This window comes from Cellulomonas terrae, from assembly GCF_007990265.1.
Taxonomy (GTDB): Bacteria; Actinomycetota; Actinomycetes; order Actinomycetales; family Cellulomonadaceae; genus Cellulomonas; species Cellulomonas terrae.
Map to the genome: position 1 here is coordinate 56357 of NZ_BJWH01000018.1, position 13497 is coordinate 69853.

A 13497-nucleotide genomic window follows, 5' to 3' on the forward strand; every position below is an offset into this window, starting at 1 on the left:
ACGGACGAGGTCAGAGGGCGCGGACCTGCTCGGCCTGCGGCCCCTTGGTGCCCTGACCGATCTCGAACTCGACGTCCTGGCCTTCGTCGAGGGACCGGTAGCCGTCCGACTGGATGGCGCTGAAATGCACGAAGAGGTCCTGGCCTCCCCCGACCGGGGTGATGAAGCCGTACCCCTTCTCCGCGTTGAACCACTTCACGATGCCCTGAGCCATGCGCACTCCTCGACGTCCGGTGCCGAGCGCTCCGCCGGCGCCCGGTGCGCGAGAGCCTAGTGTCCGCGTTCGGGCTCCGACCAGGGCCGATAGGGGTCCGTCAGGCCTCGGGATCGCTGACCAGGAGCACCGTGATCCCGGGCTCGTCGGCGGCCTGCAGGGTGACCGTGGTCAGGCCGAGGGTCTGCGCGACGAGGTCCGCGGTGGGCTTGAGATCCTCCGACGTGTAGAACACGGTCGACACGTCCTCGGTCGGGTCCGCGTTGCCCGTGTCGACGCTCGTGAAGCCCGCAGCCGTGAGCTTCTCCGCCTGGGCGGCGGCGAGGCCACCGATGCTCGCCGCGTTGAGCACCATGACCGGCGTCTCCATCACGGGGGCCGGCGCGGCGGGCTCCTCCTCGACGGGCGTCGTCTCCGTGTCCGTCGGGGCCTCGCCCTCGGTCTCGGTGTCGGTCGGCGCCTCGTCCTCCGCGTCCGGCGAGCTCGACGTGCCCGGGAGGGACGGGAGGTTGCCGTCCTGTGCCGCGAGGTTCACCAGAGTGAACGCGAGGACCGGGAGCAGGGCCAGGACGACCAGGAACTTCCACCACCGGCTCCACACCGACCGGGGTGCGCGATGCACCCCGCGGGGGACGTCGGGGTTCGACGGGACGTCGAACTCGTCCTCGGGGTAGGAGTACTCCGCCTTGCTCACGCCGGACAGGCTAACGGCTCAGGTCGTGCGGACGGGTCCACCTGAGGCACGACGTGTGCCGTGTCACGTGCGGAGACGCGTCTCGGGGACCACCCACACCGGGGCGGATCAGGCGTCCCCGAGCCGGCGGGCCGTGCGTGCGCGCTGCCGGGAGGAACGCATCCGGCGCAGCCGCTTGATGAGCATCGGGTCGTGGGCGAGGGCAGCCGGGTCGTCGATGAGGGCGTTGAGCACCTGGTAGTACCGCGTGGCCGACATGTCGAACAGCTCGCGGATGGCCGACTCCTTGGCGCCCGCGTACTTCCACCACTGCCGCTCGAACGCCAGGACCTGCTCGTCGCGCTCGGACAGACCGGTGGAGGAGGAGCCCTGGGTGTGCTCGAGCGATCCGATGGCGATCGTCGCGGCGTCCATGCGTTCCTCCTGTGCTCTCGTCCCCTGCAGAACAGCCGCGGCGGTGGACTGCCGACGACCTCGGTCATCGTACGACCGTAATGACACGCGTGTCATTCCGCCCGGCGCGTCGTCCCCCGTGTGCCGCACCGGGCGCGTCGGACGCGCCGGTCGGTACCCTCACCGGCGTGACAGTCACCCCTCTGGACCAGCTCGTCGCCCCCGACTGGGCCGTCGCGCTCGCACCCGTCGAGCCGCAGCTGCGTGCCGCGGGCCAGTTCCTGCGCGACGAGGTGGCCGCCGGGCGCAGCTACCTGCCGGCGGGCGACGCGGTCCTACGGGCGTTCCGGCGTCCGCTCGCCGAGGTGCGCGTGCTCGTCGTCGGACAGGACCCGTACCCCACGCCCGGGCACCCCATGGGGCTCTCGTTCTCCGTGCAGCCCGACGTCCGGCCGCTGCCCCGGTCGCTGACCAACATCTTCACGGAGCTCGTGGCCGACGTGGGCGTCGCGCCCCCGCGCACCGGGGACCTGTCCCCGTGGGCCGACCAGGGCGTGATGCTCCTGAACAGGGTGCTGACCGTCCGGCCGGGCGCCCCGGCGTCCCACCGTCGGCACGGCTGGGAGGCGGTGACCGACCGCGCGATCGCGGCCCTCGTCGAGCGCGGTGGGCCCTTGGTCGCCGTGCTCTGGGGCCGGGACGCGCAGTCGCTGAAGCCGGCCCTCGGGAGCGTGCCGACGGTCGAGAGCGTGCACCCGAGCCCGCTGTCCGCGAGCCGCGGCTTCTTCGGCTCCCGGCCGTTCTCGCGCGTGAACGAGCTCCTGGTGGCACAGGGCGCACAGCCGGTCGACTGGTCCCTCCCCTGAGCGAGCGGGCAGGATGTCCGACGTGCCTGAAGAGATCCCCCGCTGGTCCCGCTACGTCGCCATCGGCGACTCGTTCACCGAGGGTCTGTGGGACGACCCCGACGGCCGCGAGGCCGCGCAGCGCGGCTGGGCCGACCTGCTGGCCTCGCACCTGTCCGCGCGCCGCAGCGCCGCGGGCGAGCCGCCGCTGGAGTACGCGAACCTCGCGATCCGGGGACGGCTGCTGCGCCCGATCCTCGTCGAGCAGGTCCCCGCGGCGCTCGCACTGAAGCCCGACCTGGTGAGCCTCGTCGGCGGCGGCAACGACCTGCTCCGGCCCGGTGCCGACGTCGACCGGATGGCGCGCAACCTGGAGGCCGGCGTCCTCCGGCTGCGCAAGGCGGGGGTCGACGTGCTGCTCGGCACGGGCGTGGACGCCGCCGACAGCCCCCTGGTCCGGGCCACCCGCAGCCGCGTCGGGATCTACAACGCGCTCATCTGGTCCATGGCCCGTCGGCACGGCGCCTATGTCGTGGACCTGTGGGGCATGCGCTCGCTGCGCGACTGGCGGATGTGGGCCGAGGACCGCATCCACCTGACCACCGACGGGCACGCCCGGGTGGCCCAGGGCGCCCTCGTCGGGCTCGGCCTGACCCCGGACGACCCCGCCTGGGACGACCCGCTCACGCCGCTGCCGCCCACCCCCCGGATGCAGAAGGCCCGCGAGGACGCCGCCTGGGTGCGCGAGCACCTGTACCCGTGGGCGACGCGGCGGCTGCGCGGGACCTCGTCGGGAGACGACCGGGCTCCCAAGCGCCCCGAGCTGTCGCCCGTGGAGTAGCTGGCGTCAGGGGCAGCTGTAGACGAGGTTGCCGGAGCTTCCGGTGTTGCTGCCGACGAAGTCGAGCACCACCGGGTTGCCCGCACTGATCGTGGCCTTGCCCCAGTCGGCCCGGCCGGTGAACGTCACCACGCGGGTGGACGCCGAGCAGAAGCCCGGGGGCAGCGGAGCGATCACCGCGCCGCCCGAGTACTCCCCGACCCGCTTCACCGCCGGTGCGAAGGGGGCTGCGGCGAAGTCGATCGTCAGCTTCCAGTACACGGGGGTGGTGCTCGACGTGGAGACGGTCGCCTTGATGTTCCAGTCGGCGCTGCCGTCGGTGTCGGGTCCGAAGGCCACCTGGCACGTCGGCCCGGGGATCGGGTTGCCGGCTGAGTCGGTGACCACGCAGCCGACACCCGCGGCCGACCAGGTCCCGCTCGATGCGGCCGCGGCAGCCCGGGCGCCGTTGGTCCACGCGGCGGACGTCGCACCGATCGCGGACGTCCCGGCGGTGACGGCCAGCATCGATGCGGCCGCCACGGCGACGACCAGGGACGTTCGGCGAGCACGGCCGAGGGTCAGGGCGCCGATCACGGGAACGGTGGGGTGCCGTAGGGCTCGATCCGCCACGAGCTGCCGTAGCCGGAGGCGCCGCAGGCGCGCATCGTGAGCGGGGTGGGGTCGGTGCCGGGCGGCGGCGTCTGCCAGCTCAGGCACCGGTCGCCGGTCGCCGGGTTGGTCCCCTGCTGGTTGCGGATCTGCACCGTGCCGTCGGCGTTGGCGACGAACCGCCACCGGAAGTTCCCGGTCATGTTCCCGGGGCAGGCCATCAGGTAGACGGTCGCGCCGTTGGTGTTGCCCGACGTCTGCATGCAGCGGACGCCCGTGACGCCGTTGTCGCCCGGGTCCTCGCGGAAGGCCTCGATGCGTCCGGCCGTCGTGAGCCACCACTTCTGCGCCGGCGTGTTGTTGCACGAGTAGAGCCGGATGGACGTGTTGTTCGCGTTCTGCCGGCTCTCGATGTCGAGGCACTTGTCGCCCGGGCCGCGGGCCTGGAACTCCTCTCCCGACATGATGCCCGAGGAGGACGCCGCGGCCCGGGCGTCGTTGGTCCACGCCGCGGTCGTCGTCCCGACCGCCTGGACCAGCCCGACCATCGCCACCAGGGCGAGGAGCAGCACAGCGCGACGTCCACGACGTGCGCTGTGCTGGGTCGGGCCGGGACCGGTCACGCGCAGGCGCCCGTGCTGGTGGACGCGGCGACGGTCGTACCGGTGTAGGCGATCTTCAACGCGGTGGCCGACGTCTGGTTCTGGTGGGTCGTCGACCAGGTGGTCGGGGTCGTCACGGTGACGGTGACGGCCTGGACGGCGCCGGCGGCCATGTTCCCGATCGCGCTCGTCGACAGCGTCACGCTGGCGTCGTTCGCGCCCACGCCCGCCAGCGGCTCGGCCTTCGTGATCGTCGGCGCGGGGACGTTCAGGCACGTGGAGCTGCTGTTCTTGACCCAGTACGTGGCCGTGCGCGTCTGGCCGGGGACCAGCAGGGAGAACGTGGTGCCCGCGAACGTGATGCCCGTCGCGTCGGTGTCCGCGGCCGACCACGGCCCCGTCGCCGAGGCGGCCGAGCCGTCGAGCAGGACGCTCGCGCTGCTCGAGCTCGCGTTGAACCAGGCGTCGTTGGTCCAGTTGGCCGAGGTGGCGGCCGCGCCGATGCCGAGCAGCGCGAGACCGGCCAGGCCGAAGCGGACCGCGACTCCCTTGCGGCGGCGACGACGGTTCGTGGGGGGTGCCGCGGCACCCTCGGTGGTGGTGTCCATGATGTCGGTCCTTCCGGTGGGTCTGAGGTCGTGGGGGGTTCGAGGTCAGGCGGTGGCGTCGGGCGTCGCGGCTCGGTCGTCGTCACGCCGCCGTCGTGCGACCAGCACGAGGAGCAGGCCGAGCGCGGTCATGGCGAGCGCGGCGAGCGAGACCGGCCAGGTGTCCGAACCGGTGTGCGCGAGGTTCCCGGTGCCGGCCTCGACGAGCGACAGGCGCCCCTCGATGGCGCTGACGTCACCGGGCAGCAGGCTCGTCGCTGTGACGCCGACCCGGAGGTCGTAGTCGCCCGCGGCGAGGTCCTGGCCGGCACGCATCGCCAGGACGTCGGTGCACGTCCCCTGCCGGCAGAGCAGGGCCGTCCAGGTCGCGCCCGGCGTGGTGACGGACGTCACGGACACGACGCGAGCGTCGCGGTCGAGCCGGTACGTACGCGACTGCGTCTGGCTCTCGCCGGGGTACAGCCCGGCGAACTCGAACGTGAGCGGGACGCTCCTCGGAGCTGCTCCTGCGGCGCTGGCGCCGAGCACCGCCCCGGCCGCCGTGAGCACGACCGCCAGGATCATGCTCGCGACGCCGGCCGCTCCGAGTCGCCTGGTCATCGCGTCACGGCGCCCTCGAGCACGGGGGTGGGCACGTCGTCGTCGTCCTCCGGCCGGGGAAGGACGGTCAGGCCGATGAGCGCGAGGATCGTGACCGCGATCGGCACCACGACCGACCTGTTGGTCATCGTGGCGATGACGTTGCCGCCGCCGGTGACCTGGACGGCCGGCGTCCACACACGGTCCCCGACGACGTAGGCGCCGCCGTCCTCGCTGGCGTTGGCGTCACCCTTCATCCGGATCTCCCAGGTGGATCCGCCCATCGGCTCGATGGACACGATCCGGTGGGTGACCAGGTTCTGGGTGATCGGGTTGAAGATCGACGCGACGTCCCCGACCCGCAGGTCGGAGGTCGGCGTCGGCACGTCCACCAGCAGGTCCCGCGTCATGATCCCGGGCTCCATCGAGCCGGAGATCACGACGAGGGGCTGGATGTACCCGAGCTTCGTCGCGCCCCAGACGAGGACGCTCGCGAGCCCGAGCACAGCCAGGAGCCACAGGACGGCGTTGCCGAGTCCTCGAAGGACGCGCATGGTTTCTCCAGCCAGGTTCGTGGAGGTGCCGCCGCGCTGAGGCGGCGGCACCTCCGACGAGGTCACGGGGTCGGGACGGTGGCGCCCTGGAACTGGAGGGTGACGTCGACCGTCGAGCCCTGGGCGGCCGGCGTCCAGTTGGCCGGCGTGGTGATCGTCAGCGGCACGACGGTCTCGCCGTCCGCCTCGAGCGGCGTCGTGGCGGTGCCGACGCTCACGACGGCGTGGGTGTCGTCGCCGGTGCCGGTCGTGTAGTAGTCCGAGTTCGACAGCGTGAGGGTCGGGTTCGTGATCGCGAGCGACGACGTGCCCGCGTTCAGGAGGTGGACGTAGACGACGCGCTCCTCGCCCGGGACCAGCGGCTCGTTGGCGGCTGCGAGCAGGTCGAAGTCGAACGACACGAAGTCCGTCGCGCCCGAGGCGCCCGGGTTCTGGTCTGCGGTGTCCCAGCCGCCGTCCAGCGGGTCGGCGATCAGGGTGCCGGTCGCGGTGACCTGGCCCATGAGCTCGATCGTCGCGGCGTTCGCGGTGCCGCGGAACCAGGCGTCGTCGGTCCAGGCGGCGGACGTGGCCGCAGCGCCGATGCCGGCGAGGGCCGCACCGACGAGGCCGAACTTGACGACAGCGGCGCGCTTGCGCTTCTTGCGGTCGGTGTCCTGCGCGGTGGCGTCGTGCGTGACGGTCGTGGAAGCCATGGTGATCTCCTGATCGGGAAGGTGCGGGGAATCGGCACCTCACCGAGACCCGCTCACGGAGACACGCCGAAGGGCGGTCGACCGCGAACGTAGGTGACATCGGCAGCGCCACCCGATCGGCTCTGGGTGGCAGCACCCCGCCCGCCCGGCTTGCCGGGTTCTTTCACCCAGCACACAACCGGCCTATCCGTCAAGTAGGACAGTTGTCCAACTTGTGACTGTAGTCGATCTAGACCAGACCTGCGCCCAGCGGCAGCCACGCCTCGAGATGGGCGCCCTTCTCCGGCCCCGGCGTCAGCGACAGCCGGCCCCCGACGAACGAGAGCCGGGTCTCCAGGCGCGTGGTCCCCGACGGCACGCCCGCGGTCGCCGGGACGTACAGGTCCCCGTCGTTGCGGACGCTCACGTGCAGGACGTCCTGCACCACGTCGAGGCTCACGGCGATCGACGTCGCCGGCCCGTGCTTGAGCGCGTTCGACACGGCTTCCTCGACCACGCGCACGGCGAGCAGCCGCTCGCTGACGGTCAGGCGGGACCCGGTGGGGTCGTCGAGCGCCCGGACCGCGTCGCTCACCGTCAGCCGCGTCGCGATGCTCGCGGGAAGCCGGCCGAGCAGCGCCCGCAGCGCGGGCACCAGACCCAGCTCGAGGCGGTCCGGGTAGAGCAGCCGGCTCATCTGCCGCACGTCGATGTCGCGCGCCTCGTCGAGCTCCTTGCGCACCCAGGCCAGGGAGTCGGCGTCGGCGGGGTCCAGCCCGTCGGCGCGGGCCAGGACCTCACCCAGCCGGGCGTCGACCAGGACCAGCTTCGACTGCAGCGTGCCGTGCAACCCCTCGGCGACCGCGCGACGGACCCGGATCTCCTCCTGCTCCAGCGCCTTGACGGCCAGCTCGACGTGGACCGCGTCCCGCGTCGCGGCCCGGGTCTTCGCCCGCGCGACCTGGCGGGTGGACAGCGCCCACATCCCGATCCCGGCGGAGACGACGCCGAGCAGGAAGCCGCTGAGCACCTCGGCGTCGCGCGTGGCCTCGGTCGGGTCGTCGTAGACGCCGAACGCCACCTGCGCCAGGTACCGGGCGATCCCCGCGACGGCAGCCGCGACGACCACGACCAGGATCTTCGTCCACCAGCGCCGCACCCGGTGGGCCCGGACGGCGGCGAGGACGGCGATGAGCACGACCACGGCGATCCCGTTCGCCGCCAGCCGCGACGCCAGCGAGACCGTCTGCCACGCAGGGACGAGGTTGGCGTACACGTAGGTCGACTGCAGGGCCGCACCCAGGCCGTAGCCGAGCGCGATGATCGCCGACCCTCGCAGGAGCGTGATCTGGTCCTGGCGGCTGTCCCGTCGGCGCTGGGCGACGACGGCTGCCGAGCTGGTCGACGACGACATCGGGGGCCCGCCTCCGTCCGCGTCCGGGTGACGTCCATCGTCCACCCGCGCGAGCCCGCGCGTCGGACCCGGACGCAGACGATACTGGCGGCGATGACTGTTCCCACCACCGGACCCCTCCGCGTCGCGATCGTCGAGGACCAGCCGCTGTTCCGCTCGATGCTCGAGCACACCCTGTCCGGGACCGCCGGCCTGCAGGTCGTCGCTGCCGTCGGCACCGCCACGGAGGCCGTCCGCGCGCTCCGCCCCGGCACCGCCGACTGCGTGATCCTGGACATCGACCTCCCCGACGGCAACGGCATCGCCCTGGGGGTCACGCTGCGCCGCAACCAGCCCACCCTCGGCATCCTGCTGCTGTCCGCCCACGACGCGATGGACCTGCTGCTGGACCTGCCCGCGGACGTCGCAGCCGGCTGGGGCTACCTGTCGAAGACCTCGTCGACGAGCGAGGAGGTGCTGGTCAACGCGGTGCGCGCCGCCGCCGTCGGCGAGACCGTGCTCGACCCCGCCCTGCTGGAGCGGATGACCCCGCGCGCCGGGTCGGCCGTCGCCCGCCTCACCGACCGGCAGTACGAGGTGCTCCGTCTGCTGGCCGCCGGCCTGTCGAACTCGGGCATCGGTGACCGGCTGGGCATCACCGAGAAGTCGGTCCAGAACCATGTCAACGGCATGTACGCGACGCTCGGGATCGACGCCGACCCGCAGCGCAACCCACGCGTCAGCGCCGCCCTCCGGCTGCTCGAGGAGACCGGACCGGCCGACTGACCGGTCCCGCCAGGTTTCACCCGCCATGATCGACGCATGACGACGACCACGACGACCGTCCGCGGCGAGGACTGGTACGCACGAGACCTGTCCGGCCAGGAGTTCCGCCAGGTGGAGTTCGTCGACCTCGACCTCACCGAGGCGTCCGGCGTCGGCGCCGTGTTCGAGGAGTGCGTGTTCCGGGGCGCGAAGCTCAACGCCTCCGTGCACACCGACGCCGCGTTCGTCAGCTGCACGTTCTCGCGGTGCACGTTCTTCGACGTGCGGTTCGAGCGGTGCAAGCTCGTCGGCTCCCGCTTCGTCGACTGCACCTGGGACATCGCGAAGGTCGAGGGCGGGAACTGGTCGTTCGTCTCGCTGGCGAAGGCGGACCTGCACTCCGCGTCGTTCACGGGGGTGCGCCTGCGCGAGGCCGACCTCACCGGCGTCCGGGCAGCAGGGGGCACCCTGCGCGACTGCGACCTGGCCGGCGCATGGCTGGACCGCGCCGACCTGACGGGCTGCGACCTGCGGGGCAGCGACCTGACGGGCATCGACCCCTCGGCGGTGACCCTCGACCGCGCGATCATCACGCTCCCGCAGGCCGTGACGATCGTCGAGGCGATGGGCCTCGACCTGCGCGCGGACTGACGCGGCCGGGCGGCTGTCAGGAAGTGGAGCCCCCTATCGGATTCGAACCGATGACCCCCTGTTTACAAGACAGGTGCTCTGGCCGACTGAGCTAAGGAGGCGGGCGCGCCCAGGATAACCGGGCGCCCCGTGCAGGGGCGCCCGGTTCTCCAGGGTCAGGACTTCGCGGCGTCGACCGCCTGCTTCAGGGCGCCCGGCTCCTGCCAGCCCTGGAACGGCTCACCGTTGATCAGCACGGTGGGCGTCGAGAACTCGGGCACGTCCGTGCCTGCCTGGTTGGTCGCCGCGGCGCTCCACGGGGCGAACGTCCGCCACGTGCCCTCGACGCCCTCCTCGTCCTGGGTGTCGAAGGTGCCGGACACGGTGTCGGTGAACGTCGCGGTCACCTCGGCGGGCACGCCGACGCTCTCGGCGATCTCCGCGATCTCCGCGTCGGACCGGCCCGACGTGCCCTCGGCGGGCTGGTCGTCGTACATCGCGGTGACGAACGCCGTGAAGTGCTCCGGCGACTTGTCGGCGACGATCGCCGTGGCGTTGACGGCACGCGTCGAGTACGAGCTGCCGGCCGACAGGCGGTCGAGGATGGAGACCGGGTGGTACGTGATGGTCACGCCGTCCTCCTCGAGCATCGCGTCCAGGTCGGCCGAGTTGATCTGGTCGAACTGGCCGCAGTAGGGGCACATGTAGTCGAAGTAGATCGTCAGGTCGACGTCGTCGTCGCCGACGGTGCCGACGTCGTCACCGCTGGTGCCGCTGACGGGGATGCCGCCCTTGTCGTTGGCGGGGGCCGGCGACGTGACGTCGGCCAGCGTGGGTGCGATGACACCCTCGACGCCCTGGCCGTAGGCGACGTTCGAGTTGGCGGCCTCGTTGGCGCGGTTCTGGTTGACGATCGAGAACGCGACGGCGACGAGCGCGACGACGGCGACGACGAGACCGCCGATCGCGAGGATGCGGTTCCGCTTGGCCTTGCGCTCCTGCTCCTTGCGCATCTGCGCGGCCTTGGCGCGCGCTTCGTCGCGGCGGACGGCCTTGGTGGGACGGGGGTCGTTGGTGGGCATGGGTGCTCCTGGTAGGACGAGGGTCGGGTGGGCGTCAGGCGAGGACGACCGGCGGACCTCGTCGCGCGATGCAGTCCAGGAGCACGCGCTCCGTCCACGCGGGCACTGCCCGTCCCAGCGGGACGGAGGAACCGCCGCGTACGACGACCGGGAGCGCCGGCACGGCCCGCAGCGCGCCGCGCAGGGCCCGGCCGGCCAGCTGGCGCACCTGCCGGGCGGCGCGCACGAGCAGGGCCGACAGGCCGACGCCGCACGCGGTGAGCAGGAGGTACAGCGCGGCGACCGGCGCGGCCACGCTGAGCAGGACGACGGCGCCCTGGGACATCGTGCCGAGGCCGTAGGCGCCCTCCGGGCAGTCCGCCGCGTCGCGCAGCACCGACAGGCGCAGCCCGAGCGGGCCCAGGACGCCCGCGGCGCTGACGCAGTCGTGCAGCAGGACCCGGCCCTGGGCCGCGACGACCGCGGCGAGGCCGGCGAGCACGACGGCCACGGCCAGCGACAGGCGCGGGGCAGCCAGGTGCGGCCCTCGTCGCGCGGTCATGCGGGACAGCGTAGGGCGCGCTCCTGTGATCACGGCACGCGCGGGTGGCGGACGACCTCGACGTCGAACCCGAACGACCGCTTCCAGTCCTGCGCCAGCCGGCCACCGGCCCGCCGCACGATCCCGCGCAACCACCACTCGTCGGGGTCGATCCCCGGGAACGCGTGCTCGACCAGCAACGGCTGGAACCGGGCGTCGATCGTCGCGACCCGGCGCCGGAAGCCGGCCATCTCCGGGAAGCCCGCGAGGCTCGGGTGGCGCATCGTCGCCTCGATCGTGGTGCGCGCCATCGCCTCGTTGCCGTACGCGAACTCGTCGCCCCGGTACCCGCGCTCGCACTCCGCGACGAAGCTCGCCCAGCGGTCGAGCAGCTCCGCGGGAGTGCAGTCACGCCACACCCCGCGAGCGCGGACCACCGCGGTGAACGCCTCCTCGAACGCCGTCACTTGGCGATCTCGCGCAGGAAGTACTCGTAGCCCTCGTCGGGACGGAAGTAGGCCACGATCACGTCGCCGCGGAACACCCCGAGCGCTCCGTTGCGGTGGTCGAAGCGGACCACGTCCCCGTTGCTGCGGCGCCCCGCCACGACCTCGGCCTCCGCTTCTGCCGTCATGCCTGCGCCCTCCCCCCGGTCACCGAGCCTTCACCCAAGAGGGTGAGCCGACGACACGCCAGCGGGGTCCCGCATCGCGAGACGAGAACGGTCCGACGGAAACGGTTAGGGAAGGACCGGGGTGGGCAGCGGAGCCCAGGTGATCGGGGCGCCGGTGAGGATCTGCACGACGAACACGGCGGACGCGGCCAGCAGGACGACGGTCGCGACGAGCGCGCCGAGGGGTCCCGGCGCCACGACGGCCAGGACGCGGCGAGCGCCGGTGCGGGTCATGAGCGACAGCGGCCCCCACCAGACGACGGCGGCGCCGAGCAGCACGGTCGTCCCGACGAGGATCGTGGCCGTCAGGCCCTGCGGCTCCTGCCCGGACGGCGAGCCGCCGATCGTCCAGTGGTCGTTCCCGACGAGCCACCACGACACCCCGACGAGGATCACGACGACGCTGCCGGCGACGACGAGCGACGGCACCAGCCCGACGACCGAGCGCAGCAGGTGCCACGGTGCGGTCGCGACGGCGATCGCCCGGTCCGAGCGCTTGACGCCGGCCCGTTCCCGTCGCCCGTACATGGCCTCGACCGTGGAGCCGATCGTCCGCACGATCACGACGAGCAGCACGAACACCACGAGCGCGACACCCGGGTAGAGCGCCCCGGCCGACCCGAGGAGCAGAGCGGCCGCGAGCAGGGTCCCCCACCGCCGCAGCGCCGGTGGGCGCTCGTAGCCGGATCCCTCGGGCTCAGGCTCCTCGGACGCGTCGAGGTCCTCGGAGATCCAGTCGACGCCCTCGGGGTCGTCGGGGTCGTCGGGGTACTCGTCCACGTCGACGAGGGTCGGGTCGAACGCGCGCGTGTGACCGTCGTTGGCCGCGGCGACGGGTGCCACCGCCGCCCCGGCGACGGCAGGCGCGACGGCCACGGTCCTCGGCTCGGGTCCCAGGACGGTCGTCCCGCTCACGTCCTCGGCCGTGAGCACGGTCGTGTCGGTCTCGTCGGCGACCGGCTCGCCCTCCGCGACGACCAGCGTCAGCGCCGCCACCACGTCGTCGGGCGACGTGCGGTCGGCTGCGTCGGGCGCGAGCGCGCGGCGCAGCGTCATCGCCGTGAGCGGGCCGAGGCCGTCCACGTCCACGTCCCCCGAGCGCGCGCGTGCCAGCACCGCCTCCAGCGGCCGCGAGCCGAACGGGGGACGTCCGGTGGCGGCGAACACCAGGACCGCGGCCCAGCCCCAGAAGTCGGACGCCTCGTCGGGCTCGGCACCGTCGAGCAGCTCGGGCGCGAGGTACCCGGGGGTGCCCAGGACCAGACCGTCGGCGGTCAGCTTGGAGTCGTCGGCGGCCTGCGCGAGGCCGAAGTCGATGAGCACCGGGCCGTCGTCGCCGATGACGACGTTCGACGGCTTCAGGTCACGGTGGACCACGCCGGCGCCGTGCACGGCGACGAGCGTGTCGCGCAGACCCTCGGCCAGGTCGAGCAGCTCCTCGGGGTCGAGCGTGCCGCGCTCGCGCACGTGCTCCTCGAGGTTGTCGCCCGCGACGAGCTCGGTGACCAGGAACGCCTCCGTCGAGTCCGCCTCGGCGTCCAGGACCGCGGCGACGCCGGGGTGCTTGAGCTTCTGCAGGGCGTGCACCTCGCGGCGCAGCCGGTCGCGGGTCACGGCGTCGGACCCGACGTGGGGGTGCAGCAGCTTGAGCGCGACGGCGTCGCCCCCGCCGTCCACCGCCCGGTACACGGTCCCCATGCCGCCCGAGCCGAGGGGGGCGACGACGGTGTAGCCCCCGATCTCCGAGCCCGGCTCCAGCCCGATCCGTTCCATCCTGGCACCGTAACCGGCGCCCCGCGGAGACTGCCTGGCAACGCGCGGTACGACCTGCACGGATAG

19 protein-coding genes and 1 tRNA gene are annotated in these 13497 nt (G+C 72.9%); 4 read left to right on the forward strand and 16 right to left on the reverse strand.

Annotated features, from left to right (window positions below; translation table 11 throughout):
- Nucleotides 1-10 precede the first annotated feature (10 nt).
- The 3 genes from CTE05_RS15260 to CTE05_RS15270 all read right to left on the reverse strand — a co-directional run bounded on the left by CTE05_RS15260 (nucleotide 11) and on the right by CTE05_RS15270 (nucleotide 1322).
- Nucleotides 11-214: a cold-shock protein gene (locus tag CTE05_RS15260; RefSeq protein ID WP_146847166.1), complete on the reverse strand. Its 204-nt coding sequence runs from the start codon at nucleotides 212-214 to the stop codon at nucleotides 11-13.
- A 100-nt stretch (nucleotides 215-314) separates the two neighbouring features.
- Nucleotides 315-908 carry a LytR C-terminal domain-containing protein gene (locus tag CTE05_RS15265; RefSeq protein WP_146847167.1) on the reverse strand — a complete coding sequence of 198 codons (594 nt, stop codon included), beginning with the start codon at nucleotides 906-908 and terminating at the stop codon, nucleotides 315-317.
- 108 nt (nucleotides 909-1016) lie between these two features.
- Nucleotides 1017-1322, reverse strand: a complete 306-nt coding sequence (locus CTE05_RS15270) for a DUF3263 domain-containing protein (RefSeq protein WP_146847168.1) — start codon at nucleotides 1320-1322, stop codon at nucleotides 1017-1019.
- A 167-nt stretch (nucleotides 1323-1489) separates the two neighbouring features.
- On the opposite strand from CTE05_RS15270, the gene CTE05_RS15275 reads away from it, so the two are divergent.
- On the forward strand, nucleotides 1490-2167 hold the full coding sequence (locus CTE05_RS15275; protein ID WP_246123677.1) for a uracil-DNA glycosylase: 678 nt from the start codon (nucleotides 1490-1492) through the stop codon (nucleotides 2165-2167).
- 13 nt (nucleotides 2168-2180) lie between these two features.
- A complete protein-coding gene (locus CTE05_RS15280; protein ID WP_146847170.1) occupies nucleotides 2181-2987 on the forward strand; it encodes an SGNH/GDSL hydrolase family protein in 807 nt (268 codons plus the stop codon).
- Nucleotides 2988-2993: 6 nt separating this feature from the next.
- On the opposite strand, the gene CTE05_RS15285 is transcribed toward CTE05_RS15280, so the two are convergent.
- From CTE05_RS15285 to CTE05_RS15315, 7 genes are all read right to left on the reverse strand, one after another.
- Nucleotides 2994-3563 carry a hypothetical protein gene (locus CTE05_RS15285; protein ID WP_146847171.1) on the reverse strand — a complete coding sequence of 190 codons (570 nt, stop codon included), beginning with the start codon at nucleotides 3561-3563 and terminating at the stop codon, nucleotides 2994-2996.
- Nucleotides 3560-4150: an RICIN domain-containing protein gene (locus CTE05_RS15290; RefSeq protein ID WP_146847172.1), complete on the reverse strand. Its 591-nt coding sequence runs from the start codon at nucleotides 4148-4150 to the stop codon at nucleotides 3560-3562. Before CTE05_RS15290 ends, CTE05_RS15285 begins: the two co-directional genes overlap by 4 nt.
- A gap of 47 nt (nucleotides 4151-4197) precedes the next feature.
- A complete protein-coding gene (locus CTE05_RS15295; protein WP_146847173.1) occupies nucleotides 4198-4788 on the reverse strand; it encodes a hypothetical protein in 591 nt (196 codons plus the stop codon).
- A gap of 45 nt (nucleotides 4789-4833) precedes the next feature.
- Nucleotides 4834-5388 (reverse strand): LPXTG cell wall anchor domain-containing protein, encoded by a 555-nt coding sequence (locus tag CTE05_RS15300; protein ID WP_146847174.1) that lies wholly within the window; start codon nucleotides 5386-5388, stop codon nucleotides 4834-4836.
- Entirely contained in the window at nucleotides 5385-5921 is a 537-nt protein-coding gene (locus tag CTE05_RS15305; RefSeq protein ID WP_146847175.1) for a signal peptidase I, read from the reverse strand. The genes CTE05_RS15300 and CTE05_RS15305 overlap by 4 nt, the downstream gene beginning before the upstream one ends.
- 62 nt (nucleotides 5922-5983) lie before the next feature.
- A complete protein-coding gene (locus CTE05_RS15310) occupies nucleotides 5984-6616 on the reverse strand; it encodes a hypothetical protein (protein ID WP_146847176.1) in 633 nt (210 codons plus the stop codon).
- Between the two features lie 229 nt (nucleotides 6617-6845).
- A complete protein-coding gene (locus CTE05_RS15315; RefSeq protein WP_146847177.1) occupies nucleotides 6846-8009 on the reverse strand; it encodes a sensor histidine kinase in 1164 nt (387 codons plus the stop codon).
- 93 nt (nucleotides 8010-8102) lie between these two features.
- On the opposite strand from CTE05_RS15315, the gene CTE05_RS15320 reads away from it, so the two are divergent.
- Together CTE05_RS15320 and CTE05_RS15325 are read left to right on the forward strand one after the other, a co-directional pair.
- Nucleotides 8103-8774, forward strand: a complete 672-nt coding sequence (locus tag CTE05_RS15320; RefSeq protein WP_146847178.1) for a response regulator transcription factor — start codon at nucleotides 8103-8105, stop codon at nucleotides 8772-8774.
- A gap of 36 nt (nucleotides 8775-8810) precedes the next feature.
- Nucleotides 8811-9404, forward strand: a complete 594-nt coding sequence (locus CTE05_RS15325) for a pentapeptide repeat-containing protein (RefSeq protein WP_146847179.1) — start codon at nucleotides 8811-8813, stop codon at nucleotides 9402-9404.
- Nucleotides 9405-9428: 24 nt separating this feature from the next.
- Here the strand turns inward: CTE05_RS15325 and CTE05_RS15330 are convergent.
- From CTE05_RS15330 to CTE05_RS15350, 6 genes are all read right to left on the reverse strand, one after another.
- A tRNA-Thr gene (locus tag CTE05_RS15330) sits at nucleotides 9429-9505 on the reverse strand.
- A 54-nt stretch (nucleotides 9506-9559) separates the two neighbouring features.
- On the reverse strand, nucleotides 9560-10465 hold the full coding sequence (locus tag CTE05_RS15335; RefSeq protein WP_146847180.1) for a DsbA family protein: 906 nt from the start codon (nucleotides 10463-10465) through the stop codon (nucleotides 9560-9562).
- Between the two features lie 34 nt (nucleotides 10466-10499).
- Entirely contained in the window at nucleotides 10500-11006 is a 507-nt protein-coding gene (locus tag CTE05_RS15340; RefSeq protein ID WP_146847181.1) for a hypothetical protein, read from the reverse strand.
- Between the two features lie 29 nt (nucleotides 11007-11035).
- On the reverse strand, nucleotides 11036-11452 hold the full coding sequence (locus tag CTE05_RS15345) for a class-II aminoacyl-tRNA synthetase family protein (protein WP_146847182.1): 417 nt from the start codon (nucleotides 11450-11452) through the stop codon (nucleotides 11036-11038).
- Complete coding sequence (locus CTE05_RS20345; RefSeq protein ID WP_186814890.1) at nucleotides 11449-11619, reverse strand: hypothetical protein; 171 nt, start codon at nucleotides 11617-11619, stop codon at nucleotides 11449-11451. The genes CTE05_RS15345 and CTE05_RS20345 overlap by 4 nt, the downstream gene beginning before the upstream one ends.
- A gap of 105 nt (nucleotides 11620-11724) precedes the next feature.
- On the reverse strand, nucleotides 11725-13431 hold the full coding sequence (locus tag CTE05_RS15350) for a serine/threonine-protein kinase (protein WP_146847183.1): 1707 nt from the start codon (nucleotides 13429-13431) through the stop codon (nucleotides 11725-11727).
- Nucleotides 13432-13497: the final 66 nt, after the last annotated feature.

Excerpts from the sequence above, each read along its gene's own strand:
- CTE05_RS15260 (WP_146847166.1), bottom strand. The coding sequence starts at position 214 with ATGGCTCAGGGCATCGTGAAGTGGTTCAACGCGGAGAAGGGGTACGGC.
- CTE05_RS15325 (WP_146847179.1), top strand. The coding sequence starts at position 8,811 with ATGACGACGACCACGACGACCGTCCGCGGCGAGGACTGGTACGCACGA.
- CTE05_RS15335 (WP_146847180.1), bottom strand. The coding sequence starts at position 10,465 with ATGCCCACCAACGACCCCCGTCCCACCAAGGCCGTCCGCCGCGACGAA.
- CTE05_RS15315 (WP_146847177.1), bottom strand. The coding sequence starts at position 8,009 with ATGTCGTCGTCGACCAGCTCGGCAGCCGTCGTCGCCCAGCGCCGACGG.
- CTE05_RS20345 (WP_186814890.1), bottom strand. The coding sequence starts at position 11,619 with ATGACGGCAGAAGCGGAGGCCGAGGTCGTGGCGGGGCGCCGCAGCAAC.
- CTE05_RS15310 (WP_146847176.1), bottom strand. The coding sequence starts at position 6,616 with ATGGCTTCCACGACCGTCACGCACGACGCCACCGCGCAGGACACCGAC.
- CTE05_RS15280 (WP_146847170.1), top strand. The coding sequence starts at position 2,181 with ATGTCCGACGTGCCTGAAGAGATCCCCCGCTGGTCCCGCTACGTCGCC.
- CTE05_RS15305 (WP_146847175.1), bottom strand. The coding sequence starts at position 5,921 with ATGCGCGTCCTTCGAGGACTCGGCAACGCCGTCCTGTGGCTCCTGGCT.
- CTE05_RS15350 (WP_146847183.1), bottom strand. The coding sequence starts at position 13,431 with ATGGAACGGATCGGGCTGGAGCCGGGCTCGGAGATCGGGGGCTACACC.
- CTE05_RS15320 (WP_146847178.1), top strand. The coding sequence starts at position 8,103 with ATGACTGTTCCCACCACCGGACCCCTCCGCGTCGCGATCGTCGAGGAC.
- CTE05_RS15270 (WP_146847168.1), bottom strand. The coding sequence starts at position 1,322 with ATGGACGCCGCGACGATCGCCATCGGATCGCTCGAGCACACCCAGGGC.
- CTE05_RS15300 (WP_146847174.1), bottom strand. The coding sequence starts at position 5,388 with ATGACCAGGCGACTCGGAGCGGCCGGCGTCGCGAGCATGATCCTGGCG.
- CTE05_RS15295 (WP_146847173.1), bottom strand. The coding sequence starts at position 4,788 with ATGGACACCACCACCGAGGGTGCCGCGGCACCCCCCACGAACCGTCGT.
- CTE05_RS15340 (WP_146847181.1), bottom strand. The coding sequence starts at position 11,006 with ATGACCGCGCGACGAGGGCCGCACCTGGCTGCCCCGCGCCTGTCGCTG.